Origin of the sequence: Bradyrhizobium sp. LA6.8 (genome assembly GCF_040547935.1) — a bacterium.
In the GTDB taxonomy this organism is placed as follows: Bacteria; Pseudomonadota; Alphaproteobacteria; order Rhizobiales; family Xanthobacteraceae; genus Bradyrhizobium; species Bradyrhizobium barranii.
The window spans coordinates 669,051-688,558 of record NZ_JBEPQQ010000001.1 but is presented as its reverse complement, the minus strand read 5'-3'; the positions used below and the strand labels follow the sequence as shown (position 1 = coordinate 688,558).

Sequence of the window (19,508 nt, the reverse complement as noted above, 5' to 3'; positions counted from 1 at the left end):
TGTCCTCACCAGTTCCTGAATTTCGACGGCGGCGCGTAGAGCCCGCCCGACCAACGCACGAGATCCTTGATCGAGCGCGCCGCCAGCATGTTGCGATCCGCTTCGAGCGGATTGATGCCGATATCTTCCGGCCGCCGGATCACGCCGCGCTCGCGCAGCTGCGCGACCATGCTGCGATCCCGCCCGCGACCGACATCAGTGTATCCGGCGACGCCGCGGATCGCCTGCTCGCGTTCTTGCGCCGTACGGCACAACAGGAGGTTCGCCACGCCCTCCTCGGTGACGATGTGCGTGACGTCGTCGCCGTAGATCATCACCGGCGCGAGCTCGAGGTTGAGCTTCTCGGCGAGCTCGATCGCATCGAGCTTCTCGACGAACAACGGGACGTTCTTGTCGCCGAAGGTCTCGCCAATCTGCACCACCAGCTTGCGACCCCGGCGCAACGGCGCCGGGCTGTCGGGATCGGCCTCCGCGCCGGCCTTCAGCCAGGGCTCGCTCGGATGCCTGCGCCCGCGCGCATCCGCGCCCATGTTCGGCGCGCCGCCGAACCCGGCGATGCGCGAGGTGGTGATGGTCGAGGAATTTCCCTGAAGATCGATCTGCAGCGTGGAGCCGATGAACATGTCGCAGGCGTAGAGCCCGGCGGTCTGGCAAAAGGCGCGGTTGGAGCGCAGCGAGCCGTCGGGGCCGGTGAAATAGACGTCGGATCGCGCCCGGATGTACTCGTCCATGCCGACCTCCGAGCCGAACGAGTGGATCTGCCGGACCCAACCGGACTCGATTGCGGGAATGAGCGCGGGATGCGGATTCAAGGCGAAATGGGTTGCGATCCTGCCCTTCAGGCCCAGCCTCTCGCCGAACGTCGGCAGCAGGAGCTCGATCGCGGCCGTGCTGAAGCCGATCCCGTGATTGATCCGCTGCACGCCATAGGGCGCGTAGATGCCCTTGATCGCGAGCATCGCGGTCAGGATCTGCCCCTCGGTGATCGCCGCCGGATCGCGCGTGAACAGTGGCTCGACGAAGAACGGCTTGTCGGACTTGACGACGAAATGGACGCGGTCCGCCGGGATATCGACCCGCGGAACCGTCTCGACGATCTCGTTGACCTGGGCGATCACGACGCCGTCCTTGAACGCCGTTGCCTCCACCACGGTGGGCGTGTCCTCGGTGTTCGGGCCGGTGTAGAGGTTGCCGTCACGGTCGGCGCTGACGGCGGCGATCAGGGCGACGTGCGGGGTGAGATCGATGAAGTAGCGCGCGAACAGTTCGAGATAGGTGTGAATTGCTCCCAGCTCGATCTTGCCGCCGAACAGCATGCGCGCGATGCGCGCCGATTGCGGCCCGGAATAGGCATAGTCGAGCCGCTTCGCGACCCCGCGGTCGAACAGGTCCAGATGTTCGGGCAGAACGACGCCCGACTGCACCATGTGCAGATCGTTGACCTTGGACAGATCGACCGCCAGCAGCGCGCGGCTCAAGAGATCCGCCTGCTTCTGGTTGTCGCCTTCGAGGCAAACCCGGTCGCCCGGCCGGATCACGGCCTCCAAGAGACGCGTTGCGTCGGACGCGTCCACGACCTTGCCGCGGGCAAGTCCAGCACCGGCCGCAATGCGGACATCGCGCGCGGCGCGGTTGTTCTGCCAGCTCGTCATGACCTTGGCCCCTTTGCGGCGTTGGCTCCGCTCCAGAGCGATCCCGGATTGGCACGGTCGGGATGAAGCGCGAGCATCGCCTCGTAGAGCTCGCGCGGAGAAATCGTCGCCTGGTCGAGGCGGTTGAAATCGAGCAGATATTGCCGGGTGTCCGCGATGCTGCGCGGATCGTCATCGTTCTCCGGCTTCTTGTGTCCGGCCACCACGAAGCGCGGCTTCAACGCTTTGAGCCGATCGAGCGCGGCGATCCATTCGAGCCGGCTCTGCGTGTCGGTTTCGGAGAGATAAGGATGAATGCCGTTGTATACGGTGTCGCCGGCGACGATCAAATCGAGAGACGGGACATGAAGGGCGGTGGAGCGCGCCGTATCGGTTCGTCCCATGTCGATGACGACGAGCTTGTGCCCCTCGAGCGTGAGCTCGCCTTCGAGAGGCTTCGCAGCGACCAGGCGCTGTGCGATCTCGCCCGGAAAGCGCTTGCGCCAGAAACCGTCGAGCGATGCCGGCGAAAGCTGCGTCTTCATCTCGTCGACAACCTCGGGAACGGCCACGGCCCGTGCCCGCGGAAAGCGATCGAGCAGCGGCGCGAGACCGAAGAAATGATCACCGTGGCCATGCGTGACGTAGATCGTGGTCAGATTTCGCTCCCGCGACACGACCCAATCCAGCAACGTCTTCGACTGCCCGGCGGTGAGGAACGTGTCGACGAGGATGGCATCCCGCTCGCCGTAGATCAAAGTCGACGAATTCGCGACCCACATCAGGTCCGGATTGCCGGAGGGCAGATCGCGGCTCAGTCCAGCCCGCTTCACCGTCGTCACGTCCCAGTCCAGGATCGTGCCGGTCGTCTCGATCATGCTCATGGAATTCTCCGGAGGGGCAGTCGGGCCGGCGGGAGTGCTGTCTCTCCCGCCGTCCTTCCTTCTGCCGGCCGTGCGTCAGGACCGGCAAAACGCGTCAGCGGGTGGCCGGTTGATCGATGCTGCGAGCGGCACGGGTGATGATCTCCGCCACTTCCTTCGGATGCGACTCGTAGACCGAGTGGCTTGCACCCGGGATCACGGTGGTGTGGCTCTTGGCCCGCTCGTAATACCAGCGCTCGAGATCCGGATTGATGATCTGGTCGTTGCCGGCAACGATGCCCCAGCTCGGCTTGGTCTTCCACGCAGCCGCCGTCAGCGGCGTGCTGAACACCTGCGTCGCGGCCAGAACCTGGGAGCGTGATTCGAACTCCGCCTGCTCGCGCGGCAGATCGGGGGCGAACAGCTTGGGGAATTGCACGGGATCGAGATAGGTGAATTTGTCGGGCGTGACCTTGATGGCGCCTTCGGTCTTTCCAAGTACGCTCGGCGTCTTCTTGCCCAGCGCCGCTTCGTCCTCTCCGACGTCGGGCGCATGCGCAGCGACGTAGACCAGGCCGACCACGTTGGGATGAACACCCGCCTCGGTGATGATCGAGCCGCCATAGCTGTGGCCGACCAGAAGCGTCGGGCCATTCTGGAGATCGAGCAGCCGCTTCGCCGCCGTGACATCATCGCCAAACGACGTCTCGGGCTCCTGCAGCATGCTGACGCGGAAGCCTTCCTTGACCAGGATCTCGTAGACCGGCCTCCAGCCGGACGCATCGACCCAGGCGCCGTGCACCAGGACGATGTTCTTCGGGGGTTCAGCGCGCGCCGGGGCGACGGTCGCGAACAGGGAGAGAGTGGCAGCGAAGGCGAGGCCAGCGTTGAGGTGTTTCATGTCGGGATCACTCCGGGTTGGAATGGTGCGACAGTAGTGTCGACACTTGCCGGCGTATTTCGGCAAACAACGGCCCTTGCCACTTCGCACGTCGGGACATGCCGATCGAGACAACGGCTGCTCGTGCATCCCCGGGACGCTGCCTAGCTAAGGCGCGCACTTCAAAACGCAGCGCATATGTCAGGCGTACAGACCTCTCATTACTGTGAACGGCCGGCGTTCATACGCGAAAGACGAACGATCCGCTTTGGCATTCAAGAGGTCGCATCTGATGCTGATTGAACTCCATGCATGGGATCGGACACATGACATCCACAGCAAATCTCCAGATCGCGCTTCTCATCCTGTTGTGCGCAGCTTCGCCCGCGCGTGCAGGCACTTGTGCGGACGACATCGCGAAAACCCAGATCCAGCTGGATCAGGCCATAGAAAAAGACGCGGGCGCCCACGGCTGGCAGCGGGAGAGCCTCAGCGCGCTGCGCAGTCATCAACCGACGCCTCGCTCGATTGCAGAGGCCGAAGGCGGCCGCGGAGCGGTTTTCGCGGATGCGCTGGATTCGCTTGATCGCGCACGTACCGCCGAACAAAACGGCGACACAGGCACATGCAGCCGGGAACTCGCGCATGTGCGGGCCATTCTGAAATAGCGAAAGCGAGCCGAAGCCAAAGCCGGCCAACGGCGCTGTCATCGGCGAGGCAACTCGGCGACGCGGCCGAACGAAGACGAATGCCCGCTTACGATGCGTCGAATGCCCGTTGTCGTCGTGCTGCCGGGTAGCGGGACGTGCGTTCTGGAAATACCCCACCGTTCCGCACCTCTCTAGTGCTCGACAGCATTCAGCCGGAGCATTTTTCATGCGAGAGCAGCACCCATCGAACGACGTCGGCTCGGGAAGATCCAGCTCGCGCCGGTTCACCCTGATGCAGCCCGCCGTGGCGCTCACGGCCGGCATGCTGTGGCTCGTCCCGGCTGCGACGATCGCTCAAACGACCATGCCGGGAATGCAGCCTTCCACCGGCATGCTGGCGACGTCGCCGCTCAACCCGCAATCGCGGCCCGTCGGCGTTCCGCTGGGATCGACCGAGATCGCAACACCCGGCATTTCGCCGCTTAATCCGGCGCAAAGCACGACAGGTTGCGCCGGATCCGGCAATACCGCCTCGTCCGGAGCCTTGTTCGACGGTGGCGGACTGTCCGGGGGCTCATCCGTCACCTGCAACGGCAGCATCACGGCGGCGTCTCCGCTGCCTTCAGCATCGACGGTCGGACGCGTCGGGATACCGCTCGGAGCCACCGAGCTCGGCGGCGCCGGAATCAGTCCGTCCGTTCCGGTGCAAGGCCCTGCCGCAACCGACAGCACGACTTCGATCAGCGGCTCAAGCAATCCCTGACATCCAGGACGATCTCATGAAACGAAATCTCGCCATCGCGCTTGTCGCTCTCGCCGCGATTCTCGTCGGAGCCGGCCTCTGGTTCTTCGCCGCGGACCGGAAGCCGGTCGTCGCCGCCGCGCCAGTGCCCGCGGCCGTACCGGTGGTCACCGCCGCGGTCACCGGCAAGGACGTTCCGATCTATCTGCGCGGCATCGGCACCGTGATCGCCTACAACACCGATGTCGTGCGCAGCCAGATTCAGGGACAGATCGTCAAGATCGCCTTCACCGAGGGACAGACCGTCAAGGCCGGAGATCTGCTCGCCCAGATCGACCCGCGTCCCTACGAGGCCCAGATCGAGCAATTGACGGCCAATCGCGACCGAGATCAGGCCCAACTCACCAATGCCGAAGCCAATCTCTCCCGCTACAGTAAACTCGGTGACAAGGGTTATGCGACCCCGCAGCTGATCGAGACCCAGACCGCGCAGGTGGCCCAACTCAAGGCCGCCGTGAAAGCGGACCAGGCGCAGATCGACGAGGCCAACGTCCAGCTCAGCTACACGCGCCTGACATCGGCCATTCCCGGCATCACCGGCGTCCGCCAGATCGATGTCGGCAACGTGATTCATCCGACCGACCCGAACGGTCTCGTCGTCGTCACCCAGATCGAGCCGATTTCGCTGCTGTTCACCCTTCCGCAGACGGATCTGCCCGTGATCCAGGAACACGAAGCAAAAGGCCAGTTGAAGGTCATCGCCTACAGCCAGGACAACAAGATTAAGCTCGGCGAAGGCACGCTGCTGCTCGTCAACAACGAGATCGCAGGGACGACCGGCACCGTCCAGCTCAAGGCCACATTCGCCAATCACGAGCACCGGCTGTGGCCGGGACAGCTGGTGAATGCCCGGCTGCTGCTGAAGATTCAGAAGGATGCGCTGACGGTCGCCGGCTCCGCAGTCCAGCAGGGCCCGAACGGCAGCTATGTCTATGTCGTCGCTCCCAACCAGACCGCTTCCTTGCGTCCTGTTCACGTCGCGCAGATCAGCGAGGGGCAGGCCCTGATCGACCAGGGACTGAAATCAGGCGATACCGTCGTCGTCGACGGTCAGTATCGGCTGACGGAAGGAAGCCAGGTTCGGGAACTGCACGGCAAGGCCGCGCGCGAAGCCGACCTGCAAAGTTCCGTGCAGGACGCGCTCCCATGAACTTGTCCGCGCCCTTCATCCTGCGGCCGATTGCAACCGCTCTGCTGATGGCGGGCCTGCTGCTGTGCGGCCTCGCGGCCTACCCCCTGTTGCCGGTCGGCGCGCTGCCGAACGTCAACTACCCGACGATCCAGATCTCAGCGCAACTGCCCGGCGCCGACCCCGGAACCATCGCCTCGTCGGTCGCGACGCCACTCGAACAGCAGCTCAGCCAGATCCCCGGCGTCACGCAGCTCACCTCGTCCAGCGCACTCGGCGTCGCCCAGCTCACGGTGCAGTTCGAGCTGTCGCGCACGGTGGACAGCGCGGCGGTCGACGTGCTCTCCGCGATCAATGCTGCGAGCCCGTACCTGCCGCAGAACATCCCCTACCCGCCGACGATCAGGAAGGTGAATCCGGCGGAAACGCCGATCATGCTGATCGCGCTGACGTCGGACTCGCTGCCGATGACCACGGTGGATGCCTACGCGGAAAACATCCTGCTGCCCAAGATTTCCCAAGTGCCTGGCGTGGGCCTGGTCGGTATCGGCGGCCAGCAGAAGCCCGCGATCCGCATCCGCGTCAATCCGCAGGCGCTGGCCGCCCGCGGCATCGGCCTCGAAGACGTCCGCACCGTGATCGCCGGCGCCAATGTCGACCTGCCCAAGGGCACGCTCAACAGCCCGCGCGTCACTTATACGCTCAATACCAACGACCAGTTGCTGAAGCCCGCCGCCTATGAAGCCCTCATCATCGCCTATCGCAACGGCTCGCCGGTGCGGCTGCGCGACATCGGCTCGGCGATCGAGGCGCCCGAAAACGACCTGCTGGCCGGCTGGTACGGCAAGGACCCCGCCGTCATCCTCGCCGTCCAGCGCGTCCCCGGCGCCAACGTCATCGAAACCGTCGATCGCATCAAGAAGCTGCTACCGCAGCTGCAGGCCTCCGTTCCGCCGGCGATCAAGGTGACGATCGCCGCCGACCGCACCGCCACGATTCGCGCCGCGGTTACCGATGTGCAATTCACGCTGCTGTTGACCGTTGCCTTGGTGGTGATGGTCATATTCCTATTCCTGAGGAATTTCTGGGCCACCATCATCCCGGCGATCACGGTTCCGCTGGCGCTGATCGGCACCTTCGCGGTCCTCTACGTACTCGGCTACAGTCTCGACAACCTCTCGCTGATGGCGCTGTCGATCGCGGTGGGATTCGTGGTCGACGACGCCGTGGTGGTCATCGAGAACATCGTGCGCCATCTCGAGCAGGGCATGACGCCCATGGAGGCTGCGCTCAAAGGCTCCAGCGAAATCGGCTTCACGATCGTCTCCATCACCCTGTCGCTGATCGCGGTGTTCATCCCGCTGTTCCTGATGGGCGGCTACGTCGGAAAGCTGTTCCAGGAGTTCGCCGTCACGATCACCGCCTCGCTGCTGCTGTCGCTGGTCATCTCGCTCACCTTGACGCCGATGATGTGCGCGCGCCTCCTGAAGGACGAATCGCGCAGGAAGCACGGCCGGCTCTATCTCCTGTTCGAGCGCGGCTTCGATGGCCTGCTTGCGCTGTACGCGCGCGGCCTGCGAATCGTGCTGCGCCATCGTTTCGTGACGCTGCTCGTGATGCTCTCGACGATCGCGCTGACCGGCTATCTCTATGTGATCATCCCGAAAGGCTTCTTCCCGCAACAGGATACCGGACAGATCGTCGGCATCACCGAGGCTGCCCAGGACATCTCCTTCCCCGCCATGTCCGAACGCCAGCAGGCGGTCGTCGACATCCTGTCAAAGGATCCGGCGATCCAGTCGGTGGCGAGCTATATCGGTCCGGGCGGCCCGACCGCGACCCTCAACCAGGGGCGCATCTTCATCGTCCTGAAGCCGAAGCCCGAACGCAAGGCAAGCGCCGACCAGGTGATCGCGCGGCTGGAACCCCGGCTCGCCCATATCCAGGGCATCAAGCTTTACATGCAGTCGGCCCAGGACATCACGATCGGCGCACGCCTGTCGAAGACGCAGTATCAGTACACGCTGACGGACGCCGATTCCAACGAACTCAACCACTGGTCGGCGATCTTCCTGGAGAAGATCCGCGCGCTCGACCTCGTCACCGACGTCGCGAGCGACCAGGCCAATGCCGGCCCGAGGCTGCAGGTCACCGTCAATCGCGAAGTCGCCTCGAGCTTCGGCATCCTGCCCACGACGATCGACAACACCCTCGACGACGCGTACGGTCAGCGCATCGTCTCCACCATGTTCACCTCGCTGAACCAATACCACGTGGTCATGGAGGTCGATCCAGCCTTCCAGTATGGGCCCGACGCGCTCAAGGACATCTATCTCAACTCGGCGACCGGCCAACAGGTCCCCTTGAGCACGCTGGTCCACAGCGTGATCATGCCGGCGCCGATTCTGATCAATCACCAGGGCCTGTTTCCCTCAGTGACGATCTCGTTCAACCTGCGGCCCGGCGTAGCGCTGGGCGATGCGGTGACGGCGATCCAGAAGATCGAGAAGGACACCGGCAAGCCCGCCTCGCTGTCGACCTCGTTCCAGGGCAACGCGCAAGCTTTCGAGTCGTCCCTGTCCGGCACGCCGCTGCTGATCGGGGCGGCGCTGATCGTGATCTACATCATCCTCGGCGTCCTCTATGAGAGCCTGATCCATCCGATCACGATCCTGTCGACGCTGCCTTCCGCCGGCATCGGCGCGCTGCTGCTACTGCTGGCAGTCCACATGGATCTCAGCGTCATTGCCATCATCGGCATCATCCTGCTGATCGGCATCGTCAAGAAGAATGGCATCATGCTGGTCGACTTCGCCCTCGAGGTGGAGCGCAATCAAGGGCTGAGCCCTGAGGAAGCGATCTACCAGGCCTGCACGCTCCGCTTCCGTCCGATCCTGATGACGACCATGGCCGCGCTGCTCGGCGGTGTGCCTCTGATGCTCGGCAACGGCACCGGCGCCGAACTGCGCCAGCCGCTCGGCTACACGATCGTCGGCGGCTTGATGCTCTCGCAGATCCTGACGCTCTACACCACGCCCGTGGTCTATCTCTATCTCGACCGGCTCGGCAATTGGTTCACCAACCGCAAGCCACATGCGGCCGAGACACCCGCCCCCTCCACGAGTGAAGCAGATGCCGGATTGGGCCATGAGTCCGCTTGATCAGGTGAGCGTCGGCATGACGGCGGAAAAGCTGGTGACCGTCACGGCGGAGATGACGGTCGGCCACGTGGTCCCGGGAATGCCTGAAGTCTACGGCACGCCGATGATGATCCTGCACATGGAGATGGCGGCGGGATCGGCGATCCAGCCGTCCCTGCCGACCGGCTATGTCAGCGTCGGGATGATGGTCGACGTCCGTCATCTGGCGGCGACGCCGGTCGGCCGCACCGTGCGCGCGGTCGCACGGGTCGTCGCCGTCGAAGCCAGGAGCGTCCTGTTCGAAGTCGAGGCCTGGGACGGCGGCCGCAAGATCGGCGACGGGACCCATCGGCGCGGTGTCGTCGATGTCGCCCAGTTCGAGAAGCGATTCGGCGTGACGAGGCCCACCGCGGCGTTGGCCTAAGGTCGCGGAATCCTTCCGGCGGCAACATCCCGGATCTGCGCGCAGGCTCGCTTGGTGACGCCGTGCGTTTTGACAAAGGGTCCGCGAAAAAGCAAAAGACCGGTTTTTCACGGTGCGGTACATCGCTTGGATCCCGCGTCCGGACATCCGGGCTCGGGAATTGGTCTCATGCCCGGCGAGTATCTCTTGGACCTCTTCAATCTGCTGGCCCAGCCCGGACTCGCTCACGAAGGCAAGGAACCCGCGACGGCCCGCCACACGGAGACGCTCTGTCGCGCATCGTGGCCCGACCATTCGCGCTACGCCCATCCCGCCCTTTGGGTCCTGGGAGGCGTTGCGCTCGGCGTGTTGTCATTCACGTGCTTCCTGCTCGGGATCGACCTCACCACCAGCGCCCTCGCCCTGCTGGCCGTCATTGTCGTGTTGTCGCTGCTTGCGATCGCCGGCTTGGTCAGGCGGCAACACCGGCTCGAGCGAGAGGACATCTTGCGGCGGCGTCAGGTTGCCTATCTCGCCGAGGCTCAGAAGCTCAGCCACACCGGCAGCTTTGGCTGGAACGTCGCCAGCGGCGAGCTGTTCTGGTCCGAAGAGACGTTCAGGATCTTCGATCTCGAGCCGACCTTGCCGCCGTCGCTCGACACTATCCTGAAGCGTACGCATCCCGACGATCTCAATGCCGTACGCGAGGCGCTCGATCGCGCCACGAACGACAGGAACGACTTTTCCCTGGAACATCGGCTGATCCTGAGCGATGGCTCGATCAGGCACATTCGCGTGGTCGCCCGTGGAACGTCGGAAGAGCGCGGACAATTTCGGTTCATCGGCGCGGTCATGGATATCACCGCCCAGAAGAAGGACCACACCGAGCTGGAGCGGAGCGAGCAGCGCTACCGCCACCTGTTCGGCCGCATGCCGATCGCCCTCCGTCAGCTCGATGCCAGCAGACTGGTGGTGCTGTTCCGAAAACTGCGAGCCGAGGGCATCAAGGACCTCGGCAGCTATTTCGACAGCCATCCCGACTTTCTCCGGACCTGCATGGACGCGCTCTCGTTTCAGGAAGCCAACGAACGGGCCATCCAGATGTTCGGAGGAGGCGTCGACGGCTATGTCGGGCGTTCCATGTCCGACACCTGGAAGGCACGCCCGGATACGTTTCGGCGGGCCATGGAGTCCCGCTTTCGCGGTGAAACGAACTTCGAGGAAGAAACCAAGATGGTGACGTGGGACGGCCGCGTCGTCGACGTTCTCTTCACAACGGCCCGCGTCGGCCCAATCAATGATCTCGAAATAAGCCTGGTCGCCACGATCGACATCTCGCAACGCGTCCGCGCCCAGGAGAGGCTTCGGCAGGTTCAGGCGGAGTTCGCGCACGCGGCGCGCGTCTCGATGCTCGGCGAACTCACCGCCTCCATCGCGCATGAGGTCAACCAGCCTTTGGCCGCCATCGCGACCAACGCCGCTGCCGGGCTGCGCTGGCTGAACAGGCCGATTCCCGACATGGCCGAGGTCCGCAGTACAATCGAAAATATGGCCACGGATACGAGGCGGGCCGCGGACATCGTGGCGCGTGTTCACGGGATGGCTTCAAGCAAGGCGCCGGAGCGTGCCGTTCTGTCGCTTGACGATGTCATTCGCGAGGCGCTTCTGTTCCTGCGCCACGAGATGGAATCCCGCGGCGTAACGATCCTGCACCGGCCCGACGCGGAAGCTGCACTCGTGCTCGGCGACCGCACCCAGCTCCAGCAGGTGATCGTCAATCTGGCCATCAACGCCGTGCAAGCGATGGCGCAGGCGGGACGCGACCATGGCAAGATCGTCATCACCACCGCCGCGCAGGACGTGACGACCCTGTGCTGCTCCGTGGAGGACAACGGTCCCGGCATCTCCGCCGAACATGCCGGCCGGGTGTTCGAAAGCTTTTTCACGACCAAGGAGTCCGGCATGGGCATGGGACTGCCGATCTGCCGGTCCATCGTCGAAGCGCATGGCGGCCGCATCGACGCCGAAGGACTTAGCACCGAAGGACTTGGCGCCGAAGGCCTTGGCACCGATCGCGGCGCCCGGTTCTGGTTTACGCTGCCTATCGCGACGCCGGCGTCATCGCCGCCATCCGGTCGGGACGCCGACGCCTGACCCCGCCTGCTCTATTGCGCCGGGGCGGTCGAACGCACCAGGCGGATCGGGATGCCCTTGAATGACGGCGTGAAGCTGAGGGGGTCACGGGCATAGAGCGGCACCAGCGGATTGGTCTCCGGATAGTACGCGGCACAGCAGCCGGTCGGAAACGAATACGCAACCACGCGGAAGTTGCGCACGATCCGCTCGGCGCCATCGGTCGACTCCGTGATCAGGTCGACGCGATCGCCGTCCGCGAGCCCGCGCTTCTTCAGTTCATATTCGTTGAGGAAGACCACGTCGCGCTGGCCGAAGACGCCGCGATAGCGGTCCGACAGCGAGTAGAGCGTCGTGTTGTACTGGTCGTGGCTGCGTATCGTGCTGAGCCACAGGAAATCCGGATCGGCCTGCGGCGGGTCCTCGCCGCAGCCCTCAAACACCAGGAAATTGGCCTTGCCGGACGGCGTTGCCCAGATGCGCTCCCGCGCGGTCGAGGTCAGATGGAAGCCGCCGGGAATGCGGATCCGGGCATTGTAGCTCTCGAAGATAGGGAAGACGGCCTCGATCGCATCCCGGATGCGATCGTAGTCGCCTACAAAGCCGTCCCAATCGACCACCGTGCGCTCGCCGAGCGTCGCCTTGGCGAGGCCTGCGATGATCGCGACCTCGCTGAGAAGATGCTCGGATGCCGGCTTGTTGCGACCGCCCGAGGCGTGGACCATCGACATCGAATCCTCGACCGTGATCGACTGCGGCCCCGATTCCTGAATGTCGATCTCGGTTCGCCCGAGGCACGGCAGGATCAGGGCGGCGCGGCCATGGATCAGATGGCTGCGGTTGAGCTTCGTGGAGACGTGGACGGTCAGATCGAGCTTGCGCAGCGCGGCCTGCGTCGCCTGCCAGTCGGGTATGGCCGCGGCAAAGTTGCCACCCATCGCGAAAAAGACCTTCACTTCGCCGCGGATCATTGCCTCCAATGCCGTCACGACGTTGTGTCCCGGCGCGCTCGGCGGCTTGAAGCCGAAGCGGTGCTCGAGGCGCTCGAGGAAATCCGCCTTGGGGATCTCCGTGATCCCCACGGTTCGGTCGCCCTGCACGTTGGAATGACCGCGAACCGGACAAACGCCGGCGCCGTCGCGTCCTACATTGCCGCGCAAGAGCGCAAGATTGGCGATCTGTTGCACGTTGTGCGCGCCACGCTGGTGCTGGGTAATGCCCATGCCGTAGACAAGGATGGCGCGCTCCGCCTTCATATAGGCGGCGGCGGCATATTCCAGGTCCTCGCGCGTCAGGCCGGACTGGCGCTCGATGTCGGGCCATTGCGTTCGCTTGAGGTCGTCGATCAGCGCGTCGATGCCGGCGGTGTGCCCGCGAATGAAATCCCAGTCCAGGATCTCCGGCTGCTCGGCCGCACGGGCGGCCTCGTCCGTTTCGACGAGGATCTTCATGATCCCCTTGAGGACGGCGACGTCGCCACCGACACGCACCTGGAAAAGCTTCGAGCTGATCGTCGTCGACGACAGCGTGATCATCTCAACCGGGCTCTGCGGCGCCTGGAAGCGCTCCAGCGCGCGCTCGCGGAACGGATTGAACGAGATGATCGAGGCCCCTCGGCGGGCCGCGTTGCGCAGGCTGGTCATCATGCGCGGGCTGTTGGTGCCCGGATTCTGGCCGAAGATGAAGATGCAATCGGCCTTGTCGAAATCCTCCAGCAGCACGGTGCCCTTGCCGACGCCGAGCGATTCCGGCAGGCCGACGCTGGTCGCCTCGTGGCACATGTTCGAGCAGTCGGGAAAGTTGTTGGTGCCGTACTCGCGCACGAACAGCTGATAGAGGAAGGCGGCTTCGTTCGAGGTTCGCCCGGACGTATAGAACTCCGCCATGTTCGGATCCGGCAGCGCATTGAGCTCGCGGCCGATCATGGCGAATGCATCGCTCCATTGCACCGGGAGATAGCGGTCGGATGCGGCGTCATAGGCCATCGGATGGGCGAGCCGACCGACCATTTCGAGATCGTAATCGTTCCAGCTCGCGAGCTCCGTGACGGTGTGCTCGGCAAAGAATTCGGGCGTGCAGCGCTTCGATGTCGTCTCCCAGGCGATCGCCTTACCGCCGTTCTCGCAAAATTCGAATGACGAGGTGTGCTTCGGATCGGGCCAGGCGCAGCCGGGGCAATCAAAGCCCTCCGGCTGATTCATCCTGCTGAGCGTGGCTGCGCCCTTCAGCGGCGCCCGCTGCACCAGAAGCGCCTCGCTGAGCGCCTTGAGCGCGCCCCAGCCGCCGGCGGGTTCACGGTAGGGACGAACCGATTTCGTGGTCATCTCGATATCTCGCGATATGGCAATTCTCCGGGCCAGTTAAGGATTGCGCGGGCAGAGCCGTCTTTTCAAAACGAAGCCGAATTTCGCAATTGCACATGTTCGGAGCCGGCCGCAGCAGCCAGTGCATTCCGGCAAAAAGAGCGCGTTCACGGAAGCTGAAACGGCGACCGGAAACTAGGTTTGTCAGTTGGAGCCCCGTCGCTACGGAGGGCTTTCGACATTTTTCAGGAGCGACCCAAGATGTTCTCAAGACGTGATTTGCTGGCCATGTCCGCGGCAGGCGCCGCCATGGTCGGCTCCAGCGCGCAGGCCGCAACTTTCGGCAATCCGGACGAGCCGCCGCAAGGCGCCGTGAACGCCAAGAGCCCGGGAAGCCTGTCCGATCCCGGTCCTCAAGATCCGGACCTTGCCAAGCACTTCCCCTCAGCCCAAACCCCGCCCCCGACGGACGTCGGCGGCCTGCCGATGGATTGGGCCTCCTTCAACAATGCGCCGAGGCGCATCCAGAATGGCGGCTGGGCCCGTCAGGTCACGGTCGAGGATTTCGCCATCTCGAAGGAGATCTCCGGCGTCAATATGCGGCTGGCTGCCGGCGGAATCCGCGAGCTGCATTGGCACCAGGCTGCCGAATGGGCGATCCTGACCTACGGCTCCTGCCGCGTCACCGTGCTCGACACGCAGGGGCGCCCCTATGTCGGCGACCTCAAAGTCGGCGACCTCTGGTATTTTCCGCCGGGCGCGCCGCATTCGCTGCAGGGCTTGGGCCCCGATGGTTGCGAGTTCGTGATCTGTTTCGACGACGGCCACGCCAATGAATTCAACACGCTCCTGGTGACCGACTGGTTCGCCCACACGCCGCCCGAGGTGCTGGCGAAGAACTTCGGTGTTCCGGCCGATGCGTTCGCAAAGATCCCGCTGCACAACCGCTGGATTTTCCAGGGGACCGTGCCCGGCGATCTCGCCGCCGATCGCGCAGCCGTTGCAAAGCACGCCGAAGCGCCGCCCTACCCCTTCGTCCACTCGCTCGGCGGCTCGGCCCCGGTCAAGGAGAGCTCCGCCGGCAGCATCCGCGTCGCCGACAGCACCACCTTCAAGGTTGCCACCACCGTCGCTGCGGCGCTGGTGTCGATGCCGCCGGGGGCTGTCAGGGAGATGCACTGGCATCCGAATGCCGACGAGTGGCAGTACTATATCAAGGGCAAGGCGCGGATGACGGTGTTCGACACCGGCCCCAATGCGTTGACGACGGACTTCGGTGCCGGCGACATCGGCTATGTCCGGCGCAATCTCGGCCACTATGTCGAGAACGTCGGCGACACCGAGCTGCAGTTCGTCGGCGTGTTTCGGGCCCCTCGCTACGAGGAGGTGTCGCTCTCCTACTGGCTGACGCACACGCCACCCAAACTGGTCGCCCAGCACTTCAACATCGACGAGAAGCTGATCGCCCAATGGCCGGACAACAGCCCCGGCGTCATGCCCAAATCCTGAACCAGGTCCGCAGGAGTTCTGAACGAGAAAGGCGCCGAAACCGGCGCCTTTCTTTTATCCGTGACAGCTCACGGCAACTTCGAGCGTGCAGCCGTCAGTAGTGATCGGCAGCAGGGGCCGACTTGCCGCGGAAGACCCGATAGCCGATCGCCACATAGAGCAGCATCAGCGGGAATACGAACAGGCCGGCGCCCCAGAACATGAATGCGAGACTTGCATGAGGCGCCGCGGCCTCGTCGATCGTGACGACGAACGGAATCATGTAGGGCCAGAACGACAGGGCGAGCGTGGCGAAGGCCGCGACGAAGATCAGGGCGACCATATGGAACGGCCAATAGTCGTCATGGCGCAGGATGCTCTTGGCCAGCATCGCGGCCGCACCGGCACCGATCACGGGAAACACGAACAGATAGGGCCGGTCGGTCCAGCGTTGTAGAATCGGAAGATGTTCGACAAGCGCATACGCAAAGACGACCACCAGGAAGACCAGGACGCCGATCGCCAGCGGCGGGATCTGGCGCCGTGCGGCATCCCGAACGGGACCTTCGCACTTCCGCACCAGCCAGCAGGCGCCGAGCAGCGAATAGCCGAAGCAGAGCCCGATCCCGCACAGCGCGGAAAAGGCGGTCAGCCAGCCGAGCGTTCCGCCGGTATAATCGCCGTTGGAGAACTGGAGTCCTTCGACGAGAGCGCCGACCATCGCGCCCTGCATGAAGCTGGCGGCAAACGAGCCCACGACGAAGCTGACGTCCCAGACCCAGCGCGAACTGAGCGCCTTGCCGCGAAACTCGAACGCCACGCCGCGCAGGATCAATCCGAGCAGCATCACGAGAACAGGGATATAGAAGGCCGACATCACCATGGCGTAGACCACGGGAAACGAGCCCCACATGATCACGCCCGTGACGATCAGCCAGGTTTCGTTGCCGTCCCAGACCGGAGCGACCGTGCTCAGCATGGCATCCCGTTGCGACTCGCCCCCGGCCGCGCCGAACAGCATGCCGACGCCGAGATCGAAACCGTCGAGAAGGAGATAGATCAGAATACTGATGGCAAGAAGGGCAACCCAGTACATCACCATGGCTATTCTCCCGCCCCGAGATAGCTGCGTGCGGCGGGCACCTGATCGGCGAGCGACATCGGCCGATTGGGCACGGGAACGTGGAGCGGCCTGCCACCGAGTCCCGCCGGGCCGGCACGCAGCAGCTTATAGATGTAATACGTCCCGAATGAGAAGATGAAGGCGTAGACCGCGACGAACAGGATCAAGGAAGTCATCGCAGCCGACGCTGTCAGGAACGGCGTCACGGCGTCTGCAGTCCGCAACACGCCATAGACCGTCCATGGCTGGCGCCCCACTTCCGCGGTGTACCAGCCGGTGAGGATCGCGACCCACGGCAGCGGGAAGCTGAGGAAGATGCCCCACAGCAAGAGGCGGTTCCGATCGAGCCGATGCTTGAGGCCGAGCCAGGTCCCGAGCCAGGCCAGCCCGAGCATCACGAAGCCGCAGCCGACCATGATGCGGAAGGCAAAGAACGGGATCAGCACCGGCGGCCGGTCCTGCGGCGCGAAGCTGGTGAGGCCGACCTCTTTCGACGTCAGGCTCATGCTGCCGATGATGCTCCCGAGCACGGGAATCGATATCGCGTATTTGTTCGATTCGGCGCTCGAATCCGGGATCGCGATCAGCACCTCGGAGGCCGGTTGCTCGTCATGCCAGCGCGCCTCGATCGCGGCGAACTTGGCCGGCTGGTAATCGTGGACATAGTCGCCGACGAGATGCCCGATGAAGAGCTGGACCGGCAGCAGCACCGCCGCAAGCGCAAGTCCCATCCGCAGCATGACATGAGCCTCGGGGCGATAGGTCCGCCGCAGCAGATACCACGCGCCGGTTGCCGCCACGCAGAACGCGCCGGTCAGGTAGGACGCGAGCAGCATATGCGGAAACCGGACCCAGACCACGCGATTGAAGATGATCTGCGTCCAGTCATCAGGCACGAACTGGTCGTTCTGCAGGACGTAGCCGGTCGGCACCTGCATCCAGCTGTTGTTGACCATGATCCAGAACGCCGAAAGCGTCGTCCCGAGCGCGACCATCGCCGTCGAGAACAGGTAGAACCACGGCGGCACCCGGGGGCGACCGAAGATGAGGATGCCGAAAAATGCCGCTTCCAGCATGAAGGCGGTGAAGGTCTCGTAGGAGAGCAGCGGGCCCTGGATCGGGCCCGACATCTTCGAGAGCACGCTCCAGTTCGTTCCGAACTGAAACGCCATCACCACGCCCGATACGACGCCCATGCCGAAGGCCACGCCGAAGATCTTCAGCCAGAACGCGAACAGGGTCCGGTAGACGGGCTTGCCACTGTACTGGTGCATCGCTTCGAGCACGGTGAGCCAGGCGGCAAGCCCGATCGTGAACGCCGGGAAGATGATGTGGAACGAGATCGTGAAGGCGAATTGCAGCCGCGACAGAAGGAGCGCCGTCGGGTCCATCGAACATTCTCCGTTGGTTCACGCCCGCTTCGCGGCAGCCGGCGCGCGTGCGGCCGGCTGCGGAATGTTGTCGACCTTGAGGACCGCGGCTGTCGCTGTACGAATCTGGCGACAGAAATCCGCATCGTCGATCAGCGACACGCCATAGGACGGGATGATCTGCTTCAGCTTGGGCAGCCAGGCGCTTGCCGTCAGCTCGCCGGCGAAGCACTTCTCCAGCACGCTGATGGCGATGAACGCGGCGGTGGAAGCCCCCGGTGAAGCACCGAGCAGGGCCACCAGCGAATGATCGTCCGCGCCGACGAGCTCGGTCCCGAACTCGAGCAACCCGCCACGCTTGACATTGGGCTTGATGATCTGGACGCGCTGGCCCGCGACCTGCAACCTCCAGTCCTTCGGGTCGGCCTTCGGGAAATATTCGTCGAGCGCCGCGAGCCGGTGTCCCTCGGATTGCAGCACCTGCCCGACCAGGTATTCGGTGAGATCGAAATTGTCGCGCGCCACCGAAAGCAGCGGCTTGACGTTGGCGGGACGAATGGACTCGAAGAGATCCAGCAGCGAGCCGTGCTTGAGGAATTTGCTCGAGAAGCCGGCATAGGGACCGAACAACAACGAATGCTGGCCGCCGATCACCCGTGTATCGAGATGCGGCACCGACATCGGCGGAGAGCCGACCGCGGCCTTGCCGTAGACCTTGGCATGGTGACGCTTGTTGATCTCGGGATCATCGCAGCGCAGCCAGATCCCGCTGACCGGGAAACCGCCATAGCCGCGCCCCTCCGGGATGCCGGATTTCTCCAGCAACGGCAGCGCACCGCCGCCGGCACCGATGAAGACGAACTTTGCGCGCACCGATCGCGTCTCGCCGCTCGCGGTGTCGCGCACTTCGACGCGCCACCGGCCGCCCTGCTCCCGGTCAAGACCGGTGACACAGCTGTTGTAGTGGACGGCGCAGCCCGGCTGGCTGACCAGATGCTTGACCAGCAGATGCGTCAACGAGCCGTAGTCGACGTCGGTGCCGGTGATGATCCGCGTTGCGGCAACCGGCTCGTCGCCACCCCGTCCGTCCATCACCAGCGGCGCCCATTCGGCAATCTTCTTGGGATCCTCGGTATGCTCCATCCCCTCATAGCAATGATGGGCCGACATCGCCTTGAACCGCTTCCGGAGAAATTCGACGTTCTCCGCGCCGTGCACGAAGCTCATATGCGGCACCGGATGGATGAACGCTTGCGGATCCGCGATCGCTCCGCGACCGATCAGGTAGGACCAGAACTGCCGGGACAGATCGAACTCGACATTGACCTGGAGCGCCTTGGAGATGTCGATGCTGCCGTCGGGCCGCTGCGGCGTATAGTTCATCTCGCAGTTCGCCGCGTGGCCGGTCCCGGCATTGTTCCAGGAGTCGGAGCTTTCCTGCGCGCAATCCCCGAGAATCTCGCACATCTGGATCGACAGAGAGGGCTCGAGCTCCTTGAGAAAGACGCCGAGGGTCGCGCTCATGATGCCGGCGCCAATGAGGACGACATCAGTTTCGCGGTCGGAAGCTGCTGACATGGCTATTTCCTTCGT

14 protein-coding genes are annotated in these 19,508 nt (G+C 64.1%); 6 read left to right on the top strand and 8 right to left on the bottom strand.

From position 1 onward, the window contains the following. Nucleotides 1-5: 5 nt before the first annotated feature. The 3 genes from mdcA to ABIA90_RS02825 form a co-directional block, all read right to left on the bottom strand. Complete coding sequence (mdcA, locus tag ABIA90_RS02835; protein ID WP_354117206.1) at nucleotides 6-1,652, bottom strand: malonate decarboxylase subunit alpha; 1,647 nt, start codon at nucleotides 1,650-1,652, stop codon at nucleotides 6-8. Then, nucleotides 1,649-2,515 (bottom strand): MBL fold metallo-hydrolase, encoded by an 867-nt coding sequence (locus ABIA90_RS02830; RefSeq protein ID WP_354117205.1) that lies wholly within the window; start codon nucleotides 2,513-2,515, stop codon nucleotides 1,649-1,651. The genes mdcA and ABIA90_RS02830 overlap by 4 nt, the downstream gene beginning before the upstream one ends. Nucleotides 2,516-2,609: 94 nt before the next feature. After that, nucleotides 2,610-3,395, bottom strand: coding sequence for an alpha/beta hydrolase (locus ABIA90_RS02825; RefSeq protein ID WP_354117204.1), 786 nt, complete (start codon nucleotides 3,393-3,395; stop codon nucleotides 2,610-2,612). A 305-nt stretch (nucleotides 3,396-3,700) separates the two neighbouring features. Between ABIA90_RS02825 and ABIA90_RS02820 the strand changes: the two genes are divergently transcribed. After that, nucleotides 3,701-4,042 carry a hypothetical protein gene (locus ABIA90_RS02820; protein WP_166351901.1) on the top strand — a complete coding sequence of 114 codons (342 nt, stop codon included), beginning with the start codon at nucleotides 3,701-3,703 and terminating at the stop codon, nucleotides 4,040-4,042. A gap of 336 nt (nucleotides 4,043-4,378) precedes the next feature. Here the strand turns inward: ABIA90_RS02820 and ABIA90_RS02815 are convergent, their stop codons facing one another. Then, complete coding sequence (locus ABIA90_RS02815; protein WP_354117203.1) at nucleotides 4,379-4,780, bottom strand: hypothetical protein; 402 nt, start codon at nucleotides 4,778-4,780, stop codon at nucleotides 4,379-4,381. A gap of 23 nt (nucleotides 4,781-4,803) precedes the next feature. Between ABIA90_RS02815 and ABIA90_RS02810 the strand changes: the two genes are divergently transcribed. The 4 genes from ABIA90_RS02810 to ABIA90_RS02795 all read left to right on the top strand — a co-directional run bounded on the left by ABIA90_RS02810 (nucleotide 4,804) and on the right by ABIA90_RS02795 (nucleotide 11,652). Further along, a complete protein-coding gene (locus tag ABIA90_RS02810; protein WP_354117202.1) occupies nucleotides 4,804-5,976 on the top strand; it encodes an efflux RND transporter periplasmic adaptor subunit in 1,173 nt (390 codons plus the stop codon). Continuing rightward, on the top strand, nucleotides 5,973-9,116 hold the full coding sequence (locus tag ABIA90_RS02805; protein ID WP_354117201.1) for an efflux RND transporter permease subunit: 3,144 nt from the start codon (nucleotides 5,973-5,975) through the stop codon (nucleotides 9,114-9,116). Before ABIA90_RS02810 ends, ABIA90_RS02805 begins: the two co-directional genes overlap by 4 nt. Further along, nucleotides 9,103-9,519, top strand: a complete 417-nt coding sequence (locus ABIA90_RS02800; RefSeq protein WP_354117200.1) for a thioesterase family protein — start codon at nucleotides 9,103-9,105, stop codon at nucleotides 9,517-9,519. The genes ABIA90_RS02805 and ABIA90_RS02800 overlap by 14 nt, the downstream gene beginning before the upstream one ends. A gap of 168 nt (nucleotides 9,520-9,687) precedes the next feature. Continuing rightward, complete coding sequence (locus ABIA90_RS02795) at nucleotides 9,688-11,652, top strand: PAS domain-containing sensor histidine kinase (protein WP_354117199.1); 1,965 nt, start codon at nucleotides 9,688-9,690, stop codon at nucleotides 11,650-11,652. An 11-nt stretch (nucleotides 11,653-11,663) separates the two neighbouring features. Here the strand turns inward: ABIA90_RS02795 and ABIA90_RS02790 are convergent, their stop codons facing one another. Continuing rightward, nucleotides 11,664-13,955, bottom strand: coding sequence for an FdhF/YdeP family oxidoreductase (locus ABIA90_RS02790; RefSeq protein ID WP_354117198.1), 2,292 nt, complete (start codon nucleotides 13,953-13,955; stop codon nucleotides 11,664-11,666). 240 nt (nucleotides 13,956-14,195) lie between these two features. Here ABIA90_RS02790 and ABIA90_RS02785 point away from each other — a divergent pair, with 240 nt between their 5' ends. Beyond that, nucleotides 14,196-15,443, top strand: a complete 1,248-nt coding sequence (locus ABIA90_RS02785) for an oxalate decarboxylase family bicupin (RefSeq protein WP_063984285.1) — start codon at nucleotides 14,196-14,198, stop codon at nucleotides 15,441-15,443. Between the two features lie 94 nt (nucleotides 15,444-15,537). Here ABIA90_RS02785 and cydB read toward each other — a convergent pair whose 3' ends face one another. The 3 genes from cydB to mqo are packed head-to-tail and all read right to left on the bottom strand — an operon-like array spanning nucleotide 15,538 to nucleotide 19,493. Continuing rightward, nucleotides 15,538-16,524: a cytochrome d ubiquinol oxidase subunit II gene (cydB, locus tag ABIA90_RS02780; protein ID WP_354117197.1), complete on the bottom strand. Its 987-nt coding sequence runs from the start codon at nucleotides 16,522-16,524 to the stop codon at nucleotides 15,538-15,540. 2 nt (nucleotides 16,525-16,526) lie between these two features. After that, on the bottom strand, nucleotides 16,527-17,936 hold the full coding sequence (locus tag ABIA90_RS02775) for a cytochrome ubiquinol oxidase subunit I (RefSeq protein WP_354117196.1): 1,410 nt from the start codon (nucleotides 17,934-17,936) through the stop codon (nucleotides 16,527-16,529). Between the two features lie 18 nt (nucleotides 17,937-17,954). Next, entirely contained in the window at nucleotides 17,955-19,493 is a 1,539-nt protein-coding gene (mqo, locus tag ABIA90_RS02770) for a malate dehydrogenase (quinone) (protein WP_354117195.1), read from the bottom strand. Between the last annotated feature and the right edge of the window lie 15 nt (nucleotides 19,494-19,508).